Below are 16,966 nucleotides of genomic sequence, written 5' to 3'. Positions count from 1 at the left end.
CGCCGCTGCAGCACTGGACGCATCAGGCCGGATATGCGAGGAACATCCAACCCGGTGCATCTCGCCCGGGCGTGCAGCATGCGCGTTCAACCAGCCGGCATTGTCCGGCGCAACGGCAGGCGAGGCCATGCTCATTTTGACGCGGCGGCCAGGCGAAGCGCTCTACCTGGGAGACGACATTCGCATCACGGTCCTGGGCGTTCAGGGCAAGCAGATCAAGCTTGGCCTGGAGGTCCCCAAGGACATGACCGTGTATCGCGAGGAGATCTATCTTCGCGTGCAAGAACAGAATCAACTGGCCCTGGCCTCCAAAGACGAGGACCTGCTGGCGGCGACGCAATTATGGCAAGGCACCAAGAAAAAGTGATCCAGACCCGCCTGGGCGAGCGGACCATCGAGATGGACAAGATCCTCACCTTCCCCCGCGGGTTGGTGGGATTGGAGACAAGCCGCGATTTCGTGCTGCTGCAGATGCGGGACGAATCGCCCTTTCTCATTCTGCAAAGTCTGGAAGACCCCAGAGTCGGCCTGCTGGTGGCGGACCCGTACAGCTTTCTGGGCGAGTACGACGTCAAGCTGGGCGAGGCGGAACAAAAGCTGCTGCAGCTGGACGACGTGGAGCAGATGGTGGTCCTCGTCACCGTGACCATTCCCCCCGGCGCGCCGGAAAAGACAGCCCTCAACCTCTCCGGCCCCATCCTGGTGAACCAGGGCGCCCGCCTGGGCCTGCAAGTCCCCCAGCCAGACAGCCGGTACCCGGCCAAGATCTATCTGCACGAGCAGCAGCTGGCGGAATCCGCCGAATAGCACCGCGTCCCATGGTTTAAAATTTCTCGGGGGAAGACCGTTCGCAAGAAAGGTTTTCCCCCGAGAGTTCTTTTCAAACGCAACGTGCGCCAGAGCATTTTGTCTTTGAGAAGAGTTCCCCCAGACCCCCTCCCCAAAGACTTTTTTTGGTATANAGGTTTCCCCTCTCGCAAAGTCCCTTTTCAAAATTAAAATGCCTTAAAACTCCAGGCTTCCCGGTGTTCTGGGGTAGGCGATGACATCCCGGATGTTCGGGATGCCCGTGGCGAACATCAGCAGGCGCTCGAAGCCCAGGCCGAAGCCGGCGTGGGGGGCGCTGCCGTATTGGCGCAACTCCAGGTACCACCAGTAGGGGGCCGGATCCAGCCCCTGGGCCTGCATGCGGGCCTGGAGCACCTCCAGCCGTTCCTCGCGCTGGCTGCCGCCGATGAGCTCGCCCACGGTGGGCACCAGCAGATCCATGGCCGCCACGGTTTCCTGATCGTCATTCACCCGCATGTAAAACGGTTTGATGCTGGCGGGATAGTTGCACAGGAACACGGGCTTGCCGAATTTCTTCTCGGCCAGATATCGTTCGTGCTCGGTCTGCAGATCCGTGCCAAAGGCGACGGGGTACTGGAAGGACTCGCCGGCGTCGCAGGCGGCCTGCAGCAGGCGCACGGCCTCGCGGTATTCCAGGCGCTCGAAGGGCGCGTCGGCCACCTGGGTCAGCCGGGCCAGGCACTCCTTGTCCACCCACTGGTTGAAGAGGGCCAGATCCGCGGCGCAGTGGTCCAGCAGATGCCGGGCCACGGCCTTCACGAAGGCTTCGGCCAGATCCATGTTCGCCGTGAGGTCGAAGAAGGCCATCTCCGGCTCGATCATCCAGAACTCCGCCGCATGCCGCGCGGTGTTGGAGTTCTCGGCCCGGAAGGTGGGACCGAACGTGTACACCTTGCCCAGGGAGAGCGCCAACGGTTCGGCCTCCAACTGCCCGGACACGGTGAGGAAGGCGTCGCGCCCGAAGAAGTCCGCCGCGGCGTCCTCCTTGCTGCCGCGCGGCAGGGCGGTGACGCGGAACAGCTCGCCCGCGCCCTCGCAGTCCGATCCCGTCAGGATGGGCGTGTGCACATAGGTGAAGCCCTGATTGCGGAAGAAGTCGTGCACGGCGAAGCTGGCCTCGGACCGGATGCGGAACAGCGCGCCGAACTTGTTGGTGCGTGGCCGCAAGTGGGCGATGCTGCGCAGAAACTCATCGGAATGGCGCTTCTTCTGCAGCGGGTAGTCCTCCGGCGCAGGGCCGATCAACTCCAGGGACACGGCCTTGAGCTCCCACTGCTGGCCCTTGGCCGGGGAGGGGATCAGCTCCCCCTGCACGGCCACGGCCGCGCCGGTGAGAATCTCCTTGAGCCGGTCGCCGCCGGGCACGGTCTCGTCCACCACGCATTGCAGGTTGGCCAGACAGGAGCCGTCGTTGAGTTCCAGGAAGGAAAAGCCTTTGGCATCGCGCCGGGTGCGCACCCAGCCGCGGACCAGGACGGACGGCAGGGGGGACAGGCTGGCAAGCAGGGTCTTGATGGATGGGGTATGCATGAGCGTCTCGGATGAGGTGATCAGTCTTTTGGAAACAAGGACTCGTCGTCGGCCATGTCTTCTGTCGCGGCCTCGTCGCCTGCCGTCGCCACGGGTTCGGGCGGCAGACGCACATCACGTTCCCAGTCGATGCGGCGGACGATCTCCTGACTCAGCGCCTCCAGGCCCTGGCCGGCCCTGGCGGCAATGGGCACGGCGTCCGGAAAGCGGAAGCGCAGGGCGGCCTGGGATTCTTCGTCCAGCAGGTCCCACTTGTTGAGGATCAGCAGCCGCGGCACGTCCTGCAACTGCATTTCGCGCAGGATGTCTTCCACGGCCTGATTGTGGAGATCGAGTTCCGGATGCGAGGCGTCGGCCACATGTAGCAGCAGGTCGGCGCTTTCCAGCTCCTCCAGGGTGGCCCGGAAGGCCTCCTTGAGCTCCTCGGGCAGGTGGCGGATGAAGCCGACGGTATCGGTCAGGATGAGTTCGCGTTCCTCGGGCACCCGCAGGCGGCGGGTGGTGGGATCCAGGGTGGCGAAGAGCTTGTTTTCCGCCAGCACGCTGGCCTGGGTCAGCACGTTGAGCAGGGTGGACTTGCCGGCGTTGGTGTAGCCCACCAGGGCGGCCACGGGCACGCCGGCCCGGGCCCGACGGCGGCGGGCCGCGGCGCGGTGGCGGCGCAGCTCTTCCAGCTGCTTCTTGAGGCGGGTTTCGCGCTCGCGGATCTTGCGGCGGTCCATCTCCAGCTTCTGTTCGCCAGGACCGCGGCCGCCGATGCCCCCGGTAAGGCGGGAAAGCGCCTTGTTCTTGCCCACCAGCCGGGGCAGGGTGTAGCGCAGCTGGGCCAGCTCCACCTGCAGCTTGCCGGCGCGGCTGGTGGCGTGCTGGGCAAAAATATCCAGGATGAGCATGGTGCGGTCCAGCACCTTGCGCTCGGTGGCGTCGGCCAGGTTGGAAAGCTGCGAGGGCGAGAGATCCCCGGCAAAGAGCACCAGCCCGGCCCCGGCCTGCAGGGCCTGGGTTTCCAGCTCGGCCAGTTTTTCCTTGCTGAGGATGGTGGCGCTGTTCAGGCTGTGCACGCGCTGAATCATGCGCCCGGCCGGCACCACGCCGGCGGTCTCGGCCAGGGCTTCCAGCTCGTCCAGCTCGCGTTCCTGGGCAGACTTGGGCGCGGTGGAGATGCTCACCAGCACGGCGCGCGCCGCCTCGCCCGTGCCTGCTCCCGGTGTCGGCGAGGTGACCTGACGTCGGGATTCCGACGGCGCAGGCGCCAATCTGGCCCACTCGTCTTCCAGGGCCTGGGCCAGCTCGGCAAAATCCACCTCCACATGATCCCAGGGCACCACGTCATGGACCTGATAGGCCGGCTGTTCGGCCCGGGGCTCGTCGTCCTCCTCGCGGGGGGCAGGGGTCGCGGGCAGCAGGTTGGCGTATTGCAACCGTCGGGGCTCGCCCTGATCGTCCACGGTGAGCACGGCCAGGGAGTCCAGCCGCAGGAAGAGCATGTCCATCAGGTCTTCGCGGGAGAGCAGGTCCGGCGTCAGGTGCGTGTGCAGGAGCCTGAGGCCGCGCAAGCGGCCTGCGCCCAGGCGGGCGCGGGGCAGTTCCGGAATGTAGATGGACCCAGGTTCGCCCACGATGACCATCTGCGGCCGGCCCTGGCGGTCGATGAGCAGGCCGAGCTGCCGGCCCACGCCGCGGGAGAGGATGGCCAGCTCGCGGGCCTGTTCCGTGGTGTAGCCGCTCTGGTTGGGATAGCGGCGGGTGTACAGCCGGGAGAGGGCCTTTTGCTGACTGGGCTTCAGGCCCTGGAGATTGCCTTGCAACTTGGAGGCGATGGTGGACGCTCCTGATGGAATGTGATGCGCCAATGCAGAAGATCGCCCGAGGAAACACCGTTCCCCGGGCGACGTGCGAAAACGGCTAGCCGACGCTGGGGCTGGCGAAGTAGTCGGCAATCATGGCATCGTAGGCGGACGTGGCCTGGAACGTCTTGGAGGCCAGCTTCCGACGCAGGGACAAGCCGACTTGCCCGTCATTGGCCTTGAGTTCCGTCATGATGGCGGGATAATCCGCCGGGTCCGGCGCCACGAGCATGGAATGGAAGTTCTTGGCTGCGGCGCGCAGCAGGGTGGGGCCGCCGATGTCCACCTGCTCCACGGCGTCCTTGAGGGCCTGGCCCTCGCGCACCGCCTTGGCAAAGTTGTACAAGTTCACGCAGATGCAGTCGAAGGGCAAAATGTGCAGCTCGCCCAGGGTCTTCAGATGCTCGGGGTTGTCCTTGTCCGCCAGCACCCCGGCATGGATGTGCGGATGCAAGGTTTTCACGCGACCGCCCAGGATTTCTGGGAATCCTGTCACCTGGCTCACGGGCGCCACGGGCAGGCCGGCCTCGGACAGGGTTTTCCACGTGCCGCCAGTGGAAACCAGCTCCACGCCAGCGGAATGCAGGAAGGACGCGAACTCCACAAGCCCGGTCTTGTCGGACACGCTCAACAACGCGCGTTTGATCGGCAACAGCTCCATGACCTCTCCTCACGCAAGGGTATTTCCCTGGCAACTGCCACACTTCCGGCCCGCAGGCAAGGCGGCAGTGGGCGGCGCAGCGCATTCCCTGTCCGGCGCGCCAGCTACCGGACAGGGAATGTGCGCATGGGGAGGGGAGAGATCATATGCGGACTGGCGTTTGCAATTCAGGACGCCAGGGCAAGGTGCTCGTACAGCTCGCGGGCGGCCGTGTTGCCGGGATCGCGGGTCATGAGGGTTTCCAGATGCCGGCCGGCGTCCGCATGACGGCCCAGGCTGGTCAGGCAGCCGGCCAGGGCAAAGCGGATGTCGTCCTTGAGCGGATTGACAGCCAGGAAATTTTCCAGGTGCGGCGTCACTTCGGCCAGACGGTCCAGCACGTACCCGGTCTGAATGAGGCCGAACACAGCCACCATGTTTTCCGGATTCAAGGTCAGGGACGTGTGGAAGCGGGCAAAGGCTTCGCCATACTGCCCATGCTCCATGGCGATGAGTCCGATGCCGGCCTCGGCCTTGTCGCTGGGGCCGATGGAGGCCGCTTTCTGATAGTGGGTCATGGCCACGGCCAGGTTGCCCCGCTGCACGGCGATGGTGGCCAGGCCCATGTACGGGTCCGGATGGATGCCGTTGGAGCTGGCAGCCTTGCAGTAGTACTCTTCCGCTTTGTCCAGGTCGCCCATGAACAGATAGCACTCGCCCAATTCTTTGTTGATTTCGTATTCGAGATGATCGCTCATGACTCCCCTCCGGCGGGGTGGTTGGGTTCCCACTGGCTTCGTGTGTCCCCGCGTTGTGTTGCAGTCCTCATGGCGAGAGACGCTTGCTGAAAACCGGGGCAGGGGGGCAGGAACTGCCTGCCCGTGCCGACGCTGGTTTTTAAGCAACAGCCGTGCCAAGGACAGCCGCCGTAGCGCCCACCTTGTGTTGACTGTCGGCGCACCCGCCCGCCCTGCCTCCAGGCGACGGCTTTTTGGACATTCCACTGCGGGATTGTGGCGCGCCTGACGTAATAAGTAAAATAAAATTAGACTGTTAGAGTATTGTCTTCGGCGTGGAACACCCTTTGCAGAAAACCGGGCGTTACGTTTTGATCACGGCCCGGCAATGCAGCGGGCACTGTAGTACTTAAGGAGTGGTGCAATGCGGACCTTGTTTCCTGACCATGCCGAACTGGTAGGCAAAGTAATGGACATGCGCATGGAACGTCAGAATGTCGTCATGGCGAATCTGGCAAACATGCGTACCCCTGGCTACAAGGCCATGCGATTGGAGTTCGAGGAAGATTTGCAGGCAGCTCTCAATCTCGACGCAAGGGGAAAGCTCTCCAGAACCAGTGGCGAGCATTTGGCCCGCAAATTCGACCCCAACACATTCCAGGATACATACAATAAAGAGTTCCAACCGCACGTGGTGCACGGCCGGGACCGGGTGGATCTGGACAAGGAAATGGCCGTCATGAGCAAGAACAACATGATGTACAACGCGCTTGCCACCGTGCTCAAGAAGCATTTTGAAGGCATGAAGACCGCGATTCAGGAAGGGAGCAAGTAAATGGACTTCATGACTGCATTCGATATCGGTGCGTCCGCGCTCTCTGCAGAGCGCACCCACATGAACATCATCTCCATGAACCTAGCCAACGCCAAGACCACGCGCACGGCCGAGGGCGGGCCCTACCAGCGCCGCAGCGTCACCCTGGCAGCCACGCCGGTGCAGTCGCCCTTTTCCAAGGCCATGAAAAACGCCCTGGATCGCGAGCTGCAAGGCGTGCGGGTGATGGACGTCGCCCGGGACAACCGGCCCTTCAAGCGCGTGTACGAGCCCGGCCATCCCGATGCCGACAAGGAAGGGTACGTCAACTATCCGGACATCAACGTGGTGGAGGAAATGGCCAATCTGATGACCGTTTCCAGGTCCTACGAGGCCAATACCGCCTCCATTGAGACCGCCAAGAGCATGTTCCAGAAAGCCCTGTTGCTGGGGCAATAACAGTTTTTTTTGAAGGAGCATTTCCATGGCCATCAACAAACTCGCCCTCGATGCCTACCAGAGCGCCCTGACCGAAGGTCTCAAGCTGCGCCAGGAAGCGACCAAGCCCAACTTCGCCGGGCCCGACGACAGATCGACCGCCAACGGCCGGACCTTTTCGGAAACCGTGAGCAAGGCCCTCGGCGACGTGAATCAGATGCAGACCGAAAAGAACACCATGATCGAAGCCTTTGCCGCCGGCGAAAACGAAAACGTGCATGAACTGATGATTTCCTTGCAGAAAGCTGGCCTGGCCATGAGCATGACCACGGCCGTGCGCGGCAAGGTGCTGGAAGCGTACCGCGAACTCTCGAAGATCACTTTCTAACCAGGCGGCCGGTGCCTGAGCAGGAGCGACCATGGCCAACATGATCACCACCACCATCGAACGGTTCAAAGGATTCTGGGCCAGGACCAACGTGACCCAGCGGGTCTTTCTGGCCGGGCTGACTGTGGCGGTGGTCGCCGCCTTTATGTTCATGCTGGTCATGCTCAACCAGCCCAACATGAAGGTGCTCTACACCCAGCTGGCCCCGGAAGACGCCAACCGCATTGTGGAAATCCTCAAGGCGGAAAAGGTGAAGTACTCCCTGGTGGACAACGGCGCCACCGTGATGGTGCCCGAGGCCCTGGTGTACGACCTGCGGCTGCGCATCGCCGGGGAAGGCGCCATGGTGGGCCAGGGGGTGGGCTTTGAGATTTTTGATGAACTCAAGATGGGCCAGACGGACTTCGTGCAGAAGATCAACTACCAGCGCGCCCTGCAGGGCGAACTGGCCCGCACCATCATGGAGTTCCCGGAAATCGAAAAAGCCCGGGTCCATTTGGTCATCCCCAAAAAGAGCCTGTTCATCGAGGAAGAAGCCAGGCCCTCAGCCTCCATCGTACTGCAGGTGCGCGACGGCAAGAAGCTGGACCAGAAGCAGGTGCAGTCCGTGGTCAATCTGGTGGCCATGGCTGTGGAAGGTTTGGACAAGGATAAGATCACCGTCACGGACACCCGCGGGCAGTCCCTGTTTGCCCCCAGCCAGGACGGCACCCTGGAAGGCCTGACCACCACGCAGCTTTCCTACAAGCAGACCATGGAGCGCAGCTACGAGCGCCGCATCGAAGAGATGCTGGCCCCGGTGGTGGGTACCGGCAAGGTCATCGCCAAGGTCAATGCGGATCTGGATTTCTCCCAGCGCACCATCCGCAAGGAGTCGTGGGATCCGGAAAAGGCCGTCATCCGCAGCGAGCAGCGCAGCGAAGAAAGCACCCAGGGCCGTGCCAACACGGAATCCGGCGTGCCCGAGGCCAATTTCCGCGGCGACGGCATCACCGGCGCCCTCTCCACCCAGGAATCCAACCGGGAAACCCGGACTACCAACTACGAAATCAACAAGGAAGAGCAGAGCATCGTGGCGCCCGTGGGCGAGCTGAGCCGGCTCACCGTGGCTGTTATCGTGGACGGGATGTACGAAAAGGGGGAAGGCGCGGAAACATACACCTTTGTGCCACGTTCAGAGGAAGAGATGGCGCGCTTCCAAGAGCTGGTCAAGGGTGCCGTGGGCTACGAATCCTCCCGTGGCGACACCGTGCAGGTGAACAATATTTCCTTTGGCGGTCCGGAAATCGAGGAAAAGCCGTCCTTCACCAAGATGGCCCTTGATTTGCTCTTGCGCAACATGAAGACAATCCTTAGCTTCGTGGCACTGGTGATCTTCGTGATGGTGGTGGTGCGGCCGGTCATTCTGGCCCTCATCCGCCCCAGCGTCACCGGCGAAGCCGTGGAGGGTCTGGAAGGCCTGCCCGAAGGCGAGCAGCGCCTGGCCCTGATGGAAGGCGACTCGGAAGAGCTGGAGGCCATGGACGCCATGCGCAAGATCGAGGACATCAAAGCCCATGCCATGCAGCTCACCGAGCAGCACATGGAACAGGCCGTGAACATTTTGCGCAACTGGATCAAGGACAACGAGCCGGCCCGCATCTAGCGGGCCCGGCCCCTTGCGCACCAGCCAAAGGAAGCTGCCACGATGGCCGAACGTCTCAAAGGCTCCACCAAAACCGCCATCCTCCTGCTCGCCATGGGCGACAAGTTCACCACCGAGATCTTCAAGCGGATGGACCGCCACGAGATCTCCTCAGTCTCCAGGGCCATGGTGGATCTTGCCACCGTGCCCAAGGAGCAGGTGGACGAGGTGGTGCGGGAATACCACCGGGCGCTCATCACCGGACAGGAGATGATCACCGGCGGGGAAGACGCCGTCAAGCGCATGCTCACCAAGGCCCTGGATCCGGATACCGCCAAGTACATCATGGACCATCTCAATCTGGACCACGGCCCCGCGCCCTTCCGGGAGCTGGAGAACGTCTCCCCGCGCATCCTGGCCCAGATCCTGCGCAACGAACACCCGCAGACGCTGGCCCTCATCCTGGGGCATCTGTCCTCGGATCAGGCGGCCCAGCTCATCTCCAACCTGCCGGCAGGCGTGCGGCCGGAAATCCTCATGCGGCTGGCCAGGCTGGAGGCCGTGCCCGAAGAAATGCTGGTGGAGGTGGACAAGGTGCTCCAGGCGCAGCTCATTGCCATGGGTGGCAAGGAAGGCAAGAAGGTGGGCGGCGTGCAGGCCGTGGCGGAAATCCTCAACGCCGTGGACCGCGCCACCGAGGAAGAGGTGCTCTCCGAAATCGAAGAGGAAAGCTCCCAGATGGCCGAGGAAATCCGCAACCTCATGTTCGTGTTCGAGGACATCAAGAGCCTGGACGACCGCCACATCCGCGAGCTGCTCAAGGAAATCTCCAACGAGGACCTCACCCTGGCCCTCAAGGGCGCCTCGGACGACCTGCAGCAGAAGTTCTTCGGCAACCTCTCCGAGCGTGCCTCCGCCATGATCAAGGAAGACCTGGAAATCATGGGGCCGGTCCGCCTCTCCGATGTGGAAGGCTCACAGCAGAATATCGTCAAGACGGTGCGCCGCCTTGAAGTGGAAAACCGCATCCAGATCAGCAGGGGGTCGGGAGATGTCTTTATCTAGCGCAGAACCCTTGCGGTACGGCAAGGTCATCCTGTCCAGCGGGCGCACCCTCGCAGGGGGGCTCTCCCTGGAAGAGCAGGGCGGACGCCGGGCCGGGCTCACGGACAAGGAAGAGACGGATTACATGGCCGCCGTCAAGACGCGGGCCCAGGAAATGGCCGTGCAGATCATCCGCGATGCCCAGGCCGAGGCGCTGACCCTCAAGCAGCAGGCGCATGAGGAAGGCTACCAGGCCGGTCTGGCCCAGGCCGAGGAGGAGCTGGGGCAGGCCCATGCCGCCATGGCCGATTCCCTGGCCCAGGCCCTGGCCGCCGTGCGCCAGGGATGCCGGGAAATTTTCGCCGCCAGCCGGGAGGATCTGGCCCTGCTGCTGCGCGCCAGCCTGGAAAAAGTGCTGGCCCAGGAACTGGAGACGCGGCGCGCCATTTTCCTGACCGCCTACCTGGAGGAAGCCCTGGAACGCCTGGACGGATTGACAGCCCTGACCGTGGCCGTGCATCCCGACGACGAACCCCTCATGGCCCACATCCTGGAGCTGGCCCGGCCCCGGTATCCCGATCTCGTCAGTTGGCGCGTGCGCACGGATGCCGCCCTGGGCCAGGGCAGCATTGTGCTGGAAAGCGGGCAGGGCATGGTCCACAACACCGTGGACGGCCGCCTGCAGGCCGTGCTCCAGGTGCTGGACGGCCTGGCGCTGCCCCCCACGGAGCGCGAGACGCTCCTTGATCAGGAGGGGTAGCCCATGGATCCCGCCGCCTGCCTTGCCGAACTCGCCGAGCTGGACCCCTGCCTGAGCTATGGCAAGGTGACCAAAGTGGTGGGGATGATTGTGGAAGGCCGCGGCGTCAAGGCCCCCCTGGGCGCGGTGTGCCACCTCATTCCCGAGAGCCACCGCGGCCGCAACGCCCCGGCCTGCCGGTCCGGGCACATTGCCGCCGAGGTGGTGGGCTTTCGAGACGGTGCGCTGCTCTTCATGCCCTATGGTGACATGCGCGGCATCCAGCCCGGCTCCCTCATCCAGAATTCTTCCATGCCCCCGCATTTTCCCGTGGGCGACTCCCTGCTGGGCCGGGCGGTGGACGCCTTCGGCGTGCCCCTGGACGCCCCCCAGGGGGCCTGCGTGCCCATGCATACCGGGCAGCACCGCCCGCTGTTCGCCTCCCCGCCCAATCCCCTGGCCCGGCCGCGCATTCTGACCCCCCTGGACGTGGGCGTGCGCGCCATCAACAGCCTGCTCACCCTGGGCAAGGGCCAGCGTGTGGGCATCATGGCCGGGTCTGGCGTGGGCAAGTCCACCCTCATGGGCATGATGGCCCGCTACACCAAGGCGGATGTGAACGTCATCGGCCTCATCGGCGAACGCGGCCGCGAGGTGGTGGAGTTCATGGAAAAGGACCTCGGCCCCGAGGGGCTGGCCCGGTCCTGTCTGGTGGTGGCCACCTCGGACCAAAGCCCCCTGGTGCGTCTGCGCGCCGCCTATGCCGCCACGGCCCTGGCCGAACACTTCCGGGATCAGGGCAAGGACGTGCTGCTGATGATGGATTCCGTGACCCGCTTTGCCATGGCCGCCCGGGAAGTCGGGCTGGCCGTGGGCGAACCGCCCACCACCAAGGGCTACACCCCCTCGGTGTTCGCCCAGCTTCCCAAGCTGCTGGAGCGGGCCGGGACCAACGAAAAAGGCACCATTACCGGTATTTATACCGTGCTGGTGGACGGCGACGACTTCAACGAACCCATTGCCGACGCCGTGCGTTCCATCCTGGACGGCCACCTCGTGCTTACCCGCGAACTGGCGGACCAGGGCCACTACCCGTGTATTGACATCCTCAAGTCCATTTCCCGTCTGAAAAATGACATCATCTCCGCGGAGATGTGCAGCGCCGGCCAGACGGTGCTGCGGCACATGGCCACCTACAAACGTGTGGAAGACATGGTCAACATCGGCGCCTACACCCCCGGAGCCAATGCGGACATCGACAAGGCCCTGCAGATGATCGGCCCCATCCGGCAGTTCCTGCAGCAGCCCGTGGCCGAGCAGAGCCCCCTGGAGCAGAGCTTCGCGGCCCTGGGCAAGCTGGCGGCGCAGTAGGGTACCGTATCCTTGAAAAAGGACGTTGCGAGAGGGGAAACCNAAGGTTCTCCCCTCTCGCGCGCTCCCCTTCCAAAACATGTATAGTACTTTGCAATTATAATAAAAGTCTTTGGAAAGGGGGTTCGGGGGAAAACCTTTCTTTAGAAAGGTTTTCCCCCGAGAACTCCGTTCAAAGATACCTTGTCCTAGCCGTCCTCGCGCAGCAGATGCTGGGCCAGGCGCATGGTCATGCCCAGGATCGCCTGGTGCGACAATTCCCGGCCGCGGTGGTGGCAGTCGCCCGCGGCAGTGCAGCCGATGCCCAGGGGATCCAGCACCACGGCGTCCTGCGGCAGCCCGCGCACCCCGCAGGCCAGACGCAGCAGGGCCAGCAAGGTTCGATGCGACCGCGACGCAGGATCCAGCAGCAGTTCCACCCGGGCCAGACGCTCCGAGCGGCCCTGGATGACTTCCTCCCGACTCACCACCACGCCACGCACCGCGCGCCCTTCGACCTCCTGCCGCTCCTTGCGCACCATGACGGTGCGGCCGGTCACATGGGTGGCCGTGGCCGGGGCCTGCCAGTCCAGGGTGCCGAACACGGCAGCCAGGGCCTCGCGCAGGGCGGCCGTGCGGTTGGCGTCCATGGTCTGCCCGGTCCGCAGGCGCTGGGCCGCCAGCGCGCCTCCGCCCAGCAGGGCCAGCACCGCCAGGGCGCCGGGCATGGTCACGGCATCATGCGCCAGATCCCGCGCCGCCGGAAAGGCGACCACGGCTGCGGTCAAGGTCAATCCCAACGACAGGATACCGAACACCGCCAGCACGGCCTTGCCCGAGATGGTGCGCCACACGGCGGCGTCTGGCGGCGGGGCGGGCAGGGCCGGCTCGGGCTCCAGCGGATCGGCCAGCAGCACGGCCTCCACCTCGGCGGCGGTCATGGCGCTGCGGCGCAGGTGGGACTGCAGGGGATTCGGACGCAGCACATACTGGACAAACAGCGCGGCCTGCCGCTCCACGGCATCGACGAAGAACAGGAATGTCAGGGCATGGACCAGCAGCGCGCCCAGGAGGAACTGCAGCCAGGAGGCGGCAAAGGTGGGATCTTCCCGATGCACCAGCAGGGCGGCCAGGGAGAAGAGCATGCCGCTGCCCAGAAACACGCCCAGACACTGCACCCGCGGCGGCAGTTCCGCCAGCGATCGCCCGCAACACGCATTCATGGCCGCACCCTCCGTGTTGGACAAGACGTAACACCGTCAGGACCTTGGCGCAATCCATGGGCAACAAAAAACGGCCGACGCCGCAGGGGGACGCCGGCCGAAAAAAGCGAGAAGTGGGAGCTAAAGCATTTTAATTTTGAAAAAGGACTTTGCGAGAGGGGAAACCTTTTTGCAAANTCTACAGAAAGGGGTTCCCCCAGGAACTCTTCTCAAAGATAAAATGCTCTACTTGCCCGTTTCGATGGGGTATCCGGCTTCCTGCCAGCCCACGATGCCGCCGGGATGGCGGGAGACGTTGGTATAGCCCAGCTTCACGGCCCACATGGCGCCGTTGTGGCTGCGGGTGCACTTGACGAAGCCGCAGTAGAACACGATGGGCCGGTTCAGATCCGGGCCGAGCAGGGCCTTGAACTGCTCCACAGTCTTGCCGTCGGTCTTGGCGGCGTCCCACTCGGTCAATTCCTCGATGGGAAACAGGAACTGCGCAGCGCCGGGCACGTGGTTCTTCACATAGGAATCTTCCAGGGGCATGGTGTCCACCACCAGCAGGTCTTTCACGGTGCCGAGCTTGCCGTGCAACTCTTCAGTGGTCACCAGGGCATAGCCGCCGCGGTCGGTTTCCCGCACCAGGTTCACGGCCTTGGTTTCGAGATCCAGTTCCTTCTTCACCAGATCGGCATGGGCAGGAACGACCAGACACAGCATGAACAGAGCGGCGACAGCCAGACGGGAGAAATGGGCGCGGCAGGCCAGGCGCATGAGGGCACTCCTTGATGGATGGTGAACGATTTCACCAGTCCTAGCCGGGAGTTGCGGGCGCAGGCAAATCGTTTGATGCAAGGATTACGGCGCGAAGTAATAGATAGTATCGATGCAACCGATTTATGCATGGCGGGACGCCGCCGGCCGCAGCCAGCGCCACCCGTAGCAATACGCACAGCCGGCCAGCATCCAGAGGTCCCGGATCAGGGCGGCCTTGAGGCTCTCGGGCGAGGCTTCGTCGCCGGTGCCGAAGCAGCCGCAATCGATGGATAATCCGCCCAGAATCCCCCACCACAGCACGGCAATGAAAAATACCAGCATGGCAGTCACCGCCGTGAGGCTGCCGCGCACGTTGGCGATGAGCCCCAGGCCGGCCAGCACCTCCAGCACGGGCAGGGAGTAGGCCACGTAATCGATGTATTCTTCGGCCAGGAGATCGTATTCCCAGATGGTATAGGCGAAGGCCTCAAGGTCGGCGAGCTTGTTTGCGCCCGCAAGAATGAACAAGCCGCCGATGGCGCAGCGGATGATGCGGTACAGCCAGATGGCGCCGAAAATCCGACGCCCTGCCGCGGCCACGGGGTGGAGTGCTGCCGTGTTCATGGCGCTCTTGTTGACGGAATTGCCCCAGACGTCAAGTGCGGGCGGCACGTACGGATGGCAAATGCGGACGGAAGGCATGAAGACGCAGTGCGGCAACGCACCGCACTGCGTCGATCAGGAAGGGCAGGACGATCAGGCATCGGTGCGCTGCATCTCGCCGATGAGTTCCCGGAGCACCGCAGCCTGACGGGTCAGCTGGGACACGGCCTGGGCAGCCTGACGCATGGCCTGGGAGGTTTCCGTGGAGATGGTGTTCACCTGTTCGATGGAGCGGTTGATTTCCTCGCTGGCCGAGGACTGCTCCTCGGAGGCCGTGGCGATGGACCGCACCTGATCCGAGGCGGCATCCACCAGCTGGACGATGCGGGCCAGGGATTCGCCGGAATTGTTGGCCAGGGTGGTGGCTTCCTCGATGCCGCGGGCGGCGCGATCCACATTGTCCATGTTGGCGCGGGTGCCCTGCTGGATGCCGGTGATGGCTGCGCCCACCTCTTTGGTGGCCTGCATGGTCTTTTCGGCCAGCTTGCGCACCTCGTCGGCCACCACGGCAAAGCCGCGTCCTGCATCGCCCGCGCGCGCGGCTTCGATGGCCGCGTTCAGGGCCAGGAGGTTGGTCTGATCGGCAATGTCGGAAATGACGTTCATGATCTGCCCGATGCTCTCCGCCCGGGCGCCCAGGTCGCCCATGTCCCGCTTGAGGGCCAGGGCCTTGGTTTCCACATCCTTGATGCTCTGCACCACGCGGCCGACCACCTGCTCGCCGTCCAGGGCCTTGCCCTTGGCATGATCGGAGGTCTCGGCGGCCTGGGAGGCGTTGCGGGCCACCTCCAGCACGGTGGCGTTCATTTCCTCCATGGCGGTGGCGGTTTCGGCCACGCGCCGGGCCTGCTCCTCCGCGCCTCGGCTGGACTGCTCCACCTGGGCGGACAGATCTTCCGACGCCGTGGTCAGCACCTCGGCCACCTGCTGCAACTGGACGGCCACGCGCATCATGCGCTGCATGGCCTGATCCGTACGCTGACGGGCCTGCTCGGCCTCGGTCGTGGCCACCTGGGCCTTGGCGGCCTGCTCCGCGGCGGCGGCGGACTGGGTATTGGCTTCGGCAATTTTCTCCCGAAGGCTGCCCACCATGGTGTTCAGACTCACGGCCAGCTCGCCGATTTCGTCTTTCTGGTCGATGTCCAGGGTGCGGTTGTACTCGCCGCGGGAGACCAGCCCGGCAAACTCCACCCCGCGCCGCACCGGCCCCACGATGGCTTTGGTGATGAGCACGGCGATGATGGCGGCCAGGACCACCGCGCCCACCAGGCCGAACTGCATGATACGGCCAGACTGGGCAAGCAGGGTGTCGGTTTCCTCGGCCAGATGGGCCACGTTGTCCATGCCGGCCTGGGCGATGGTCTGGGCGTGCTCCAGCAGTTCCTGCCCGGTGGCGGTCCGCGACTCCGCCAGGGTATGCAGGCTGTTGGTCGCCTCGATGAGCTTGTTCATCATGGCGGCATACTGGGCCACGCCGGCCTCGATGCCCTGCAGGGCCTTGAGCCGATCAGGCTCGTGGGTGGTGCTGGCCAGAGCCGTCAGCAGGATGGTGACCTTGGGGAAGATGGCATTGGCCTGCTGGAACAGGGCAATGTCGTTGGTGACGTCGCCGGTGAGGGTTTTGATGCGGATCTCGGCGATGTATTCGGCAATCTCGGCGATGGTCTGGAGCTTTTCCCGCCGGTCGGACAGCTGCTCCCGTGGGGCGTCCTGCTCAATGTCCTTCGCCAGGGCCGCGCCCTGGCCCTGCTCATATTCATTGATGAAGCCCATCACTTCGCCGGCCACCTTGACCCGCTGCTTGCGCACGGCCAGCTGCGCATCCACGGCAGCCTTGGTCTCCTTGACCATGCGTTCGTAGTCGGCAAGCAGGGTCGTGGTTTCTTCCATCTCCGCGCGCAATTTTTCCAGGCTGGGATACGCCCGGACCAGGGCGGCTGCCTCGCTCAAGGCCGTGCGCGCCTGTGCAAGGCTCCCCTGCGCCTGGGATAAATAGGCATTGTCGCCGCTCTGGGTATAGCCGCGCATGTCGAACATGGTCTGCAGCAGGTGCCGTTCAAGCCGGTTGGCGATGGCCACTTCCGGCACGTATTCGTGCCGCATGCGGTCGGAGTAATGCTGGGCTTCGCCCATATATATGATGGATACAATGCCCAGCAGACAGGCAATTGCCAGTATTAGCGCAAACCCTATACCGATTTTATACGCCAAGCGCAGGTTCTTCATGGCTGCTTCTCCCCGGGTGTGGTGGCCAGCACCCTGACTTCTCATGGGATGGACGATGGTGAATGCAACGGTGCCCGTCGTACAGGGCATTGCAGGGCAGGTCAATGCCGCCC

The 16,966-nt window shown here is 63.9% G+C and carries 17 protein-coding genes; 9 read left to right on the top strand and 8 right to left on the bottom strand.

Features of this window, described 5'->3' with window-relative positions:
- Window positions 1–127: 127 nt before the first annotated feature.
- Entirely contained in the window at window positions 128–367 is a 240-nt protein-coding gene (gene csrA / locus DGI_RS02420) for a carbon storage regulator CsrA (protein ID WP_021759065.1), read from the top strand.
- Complete coding sequence (fliW, locus tag DGI_RS02415; RefSeq protein ID WP_027193204.1) at window positions 343–807, top strand: flagellar assembly protein FliW; 465 nt, start codon at window positions 343–345, stop codon at window positions 805–807. Before csrA ends, fliW begins: the two co-directional genes overlap by 25 nt.
- A gap of 198 nt (window positions 808–1,005) precedes the next feature.
- Here fliW and asnS read toward each other — a convergent pair whose 3' ends face one another.
- The 4 genes from asnS to DGI_RS02395 all read right to left on the bottom strand — a co-directional run bounded on the left by asnS (window position 1,006) and on the right by DGI_RS02395 (window position 5,624).
- Window positions 1,006–2,379 carry an asparagine--tRNA ligase gene (gene asnS, locus DGI_RS02410; protein WP_021759063.1) on the bottom strand — a complete coding sequence of 458 codons (1,374 nt, stop codon included), beginning with the start codon at window positions 2,377–2,379 and terminating at the stop codon, window positions 1,006–1,008.
- 20 nt (window positions 2,380–2,399) lie between these two features.
- Window positions 2,400–4,232: a GTPase HflX gene (hflX, locus tag DGI_RS02405; RefSeq protein ID WP_021759062.1), complete on the bottom strand. Its 1,833-nt coding sequence runs from the start codon at window positions 4,230–4,232 to the stop codon at window positions 2,400–2,402.
- Between the two features lie 52 nt (window positions 4,233–4,284).
- On the bottom strand, window positions 4,285–4,887 hold the full coding sequence (locus DGI_RS02400) for a phosphoribosylaminoimidazolecarboxamide formyltransferase (RefSeq protein ID WP_021759061.1): 603 nt from the start codon (window positions 4,885–4,887) through the stop codon (window positions 4,285–4,287).
- A gap of 167 nt (window positions 4,888–5,054) precedes the next feature.
- The gene (locus tag DGI_RS02395) at window positions 5,055–5,624 is read right to left on the bottom strand and encodes a tetratricopeptide repeat protein (protein WP_021759060.1); all 570 of its coding nucleotides are present in this window, start codon (window positions 5,622–5,624) and stop codon (window positions 5,055–5,057) included.
- 403 nt (window positions 5,625–6,027) lie between these two features.
- On the opposite strand from DGI_RS02395, the gene flgB reads away from it, so the two are divergent.
- The 7 genes from flgB to DGI_RS02360 are packed head-to-tail and all read left to right on the top strand — an operon-like array spanning window position 6,028 to window position 12,021.
- Window positions 6,028–6,438 carry a flagellar basal body rod protein FlgB gene (gene flgB, locus DGI_RS02390; RefSeq protein ID WP_021759059.1) on the top strand — a complete coding sequence of 137 codons (411 nt, stop codon included), beginning with the start codon at window positions 6,028–6,030 and terminating at the stop codon, window positions 6,436–6,438.
- Window positions 6,439–6,876: a flagellar basal body rod protein FlgC gene (gene flgC / locus DGI_RS02385; RefSeq protein ID WP_021759058.1), complete on the top strand. Its 438-nt coding sequence runs from the start codon at window positions 6,439–6,441 to the stop codon at window positions 6,874–6,876.
- A 25-nt stretch (window positions 6,877–6,901) separates the two neighbouring features.
- Window positions 6,902–7,243 (top strand): flagellar hook-basal body complex protein FliE, encoded by a 342-nt coding sequence (gene fliE, locus DGI_RS02380; protein WP_021759057.1) that lies wholly within the window; start codon window positions 6,902–6,904, stop codon window positions 7,241–7,243.
- A gap of 31 nt (window positions 7,244–7,274) precedes the next feature.
- On the top strand, window positions 7,275–8,888 hold the full coding sequence (gene fliF, locus DGI_RS02375; RefSeq protein ID WP_021759056.1) for a flagellar basal-body MS-ring/collar protein FliF: 1,614 nt from the start codon (window positions 7,275–7,277) through the stop codon (window positions 8,886–8,888).
- A 42-nt stretch (window positions 8,889–8,930) separates the two neighbouring features.
- On the top strand, window positions 8,931–9,932 hold the full coding sequence (fliG, locus tag DGI_RS02370) for a flagellar motor switch protein FliG (RefSeq protein ID WP_021759055.1): 1,002 nt from the start codon (window positions 8,931–8,933) through the stop codon (window positions 9,930–9,932).
- Window positions 9,919–10,671: a FliH/SctL family protein gene (locus DGI_RS02365; RefSeq protein WP_021759054.1), complete on the top strand. Its 753-nt coding sequence runs from the start codon at window positions 9,919–9,921 to the stop codon at window positions 10,669–10,671. Before fliG ends, DGI_RS02365 begins: the two co-directional genes overlap by 14 nt.
- Before the next feature lie 3 nt (window positions 10,672–10,674).
- Window positions 10,675–12,021, top strand: coding sequence for a FliI/YscN family ATPase (locus DGI_RS02360; protein WP_021759053.1), 1,347 nt, complete (start codon window positions 10,675–10,677; stop codon window positions 12,019–12,021).
- 188 nt (window positions 12,022–12,209) lie between these two features.
- Here the strand turns inward: DGI_RS02360 and DGI_RS02355 are convergent, their stop codons facing one another.
- The 4 genes from DGI_RS02355 to DGI_RS19165 form a co-directional block, all read right to left on the bottom strand.
- A complete protein-coding gene (locus DGI_RS02355; protein WP_021759052.1) occupies window positions 12,210–13,223 on the bottom strand; it encodes a hypothetical protein in 1,014 nt (337 codons plus the stop codon).
- Between the two features lie 225 nt (window positions 13,224–13,448).
- Window positions 13,449–13,982, bottom strand: coding sequence for a rhodanese-like domain-containing protein (locus DGI_RS02350; RefSeq protein ID WP_021759050.1), 534 nt, complete (start codon window positions 13,980–13,982; stop codon window positions 13,449–13,451).
- Between the two features lie 123 nt (window positions 13,983–14,105).
- Window positions 14,106–14,666 carry a MauE/DoxX family redox-associated membrane protein gene (locus DGI_RS02345; protein ID WP_235619959.1) on the bottom strand — a complete coding sequence of 187 codons (561 nt, stop codon included), beginning with the start codon at window positions 14,664–14,666 and terminating at the stop codon, window positions 14,106–14,108.
- Between the two features lie 54 nt (window positions 14,667–14,720).
- Window positions 14,721–16,853 carry a methyl-accepting chemotaxis protein gene (locus tag DGI_RS19165; RefSeq protein ID WP_021759046.1) on the bottom strand — a complete coding sequence of 711 codons (2,133 nt, stop codon included), beginning with the start codon at window positions 16,851–16,853 and terminating at the stop codon, window positions 14,721–14,723.
- Between the last annotated feature and the right edge of the window lie 113 nt (window positions 16,854–16,966).

Origin of the sequence: Megalodesulfovibrio gigas DSM 1382 = ATCC 19364 (assembly GCF_000468495.1) — a bacterium.
In the GTDB taxonomy this organism is placed as follows: domain Bacteria; phylum Desulfobacterota; class Desulfovibrionia; order Desulfovibrionales; family Desulfovibrionaceae; genus Megalodesulfovibrio; species Megalodesulfovibrio gigas.
The sequence above is the reverse complement of the archived record's forward strand: the minus strand, read 5'-3'. Positions and strand labels throughout refer to the sequence as shown.

Excerpts from the sequence above, each read along its gene's own strand:
- csrA (WP_021759065.1), top strand. The coding sequence starts at position 128 with ATGCTCATTTTGACGCGGCGGCCAGGCGAAGCGCTCTACCTGGGAGAC.
- fliW (WP_027193204.1), top strand. The coding sequence starts at position 343 with ATGGCAAGGCACCAAGAAAAAGTGATCCAGACCCGCCTGGGCGAGCGG.
- asnS (WP_021759063.1), bottom strand. The coding sequence starts at position 2,379 with ATGCATACCCCATCCATCAAGACCCTGCTTGCCAGCCTGTCCCCCCTG.
- DGI_RS02400 (WP_021759061.1), bottom strand. The coding sequence starts at position 4,887 with ATGGAGCTGTTGCCGATCAAACGCGCGTTGTTGAGCGTGTCCGACAAG.
- DGI_RS02395 (WP_021759060.1), bottom strand. The coding sequence starts at position 5,624 with ATGAGCGATCATCTCGAATACGAAATCAACAAAGAATTGGGCGAGTGC.
- flgB (WP_021759059.1), top strand. The coding sequence starts at position 6,028 with ATGCGGACCTTGTTTCCTGACCATGCCGAACTGGTAGGCAAAGTAATG.
- flgC (WP_021759058.1), top strand. The coding sequence starts at position 6,439 with ATGGACTTCATGACTGCATTCGATATCGGTGCGTCCGCGCTCTCTGCA.
- fliE (WP_021759057.1), top strand. The coding sequence starts at position 6,902 with ATGGCCATCAACAAACTCGCCCTCGATGCCTACCAGAGCGCCCTGACC.
- fliF (WP_021759056.1), top strand. The coding sequence starts at position 7,275 with ATGGCCAACATGATCACCACCACCATCGAACGGTTCAAAGGATTCTGG.
- fliG (WP_021759055.1), top strand. The coding sequence starts at position 8,931 with ATGGCCGAACGTCTCAAAGGCTCCACCAAAACCGCCATCCTCCTGCTC.
- DGI_RS02365 (WP_021759054.1), top strand. The coding sequence starts at position 9,919 with ATGTCTTTATCTAGCGCAGAACCCTTGCGGTACGGCAAGGTCATCCTG.
- DGI_RS02360 (WP_021759053.1), top strand. The coding sequence starts at position 10,675 with ATGGATCCCGCCGCCTGCCTTGCCGAACTCGCCGAGCTGGACCCCTGC.
- DGI_RS02355 (WP_021759052.1), bottom strand. The coding sequence starts at position 13,223 with ATGAATGCGTGTTGCGGGCGATCGCTGGCGGAACTGCCGCCGCGGGTG.
- DGI_RS02350 (WP_021759050.1), bottom strand. The coding sequence starts at position 13,982 with ATGCGCCTGGCCTGCCGCGCCCATTTCTCCCGTCTGGCTGTCGCCGCT.
- DGI_RS02345 (WP_235619959.1), bottom strand. The coding sequence starts at position 14,666 with ATGCCTTCCGTCCGCATTTGCCATCCGTACGTGCCGCCCGCACTTGAC.
- DGI_RS19165 (WP_021759046.1), bottom strand. The coding sequence starts at position 16,853 with ATGAAGAACCTGCGCTTGGCGTATAAAATCGGTATAGGGTTTGCGCTA.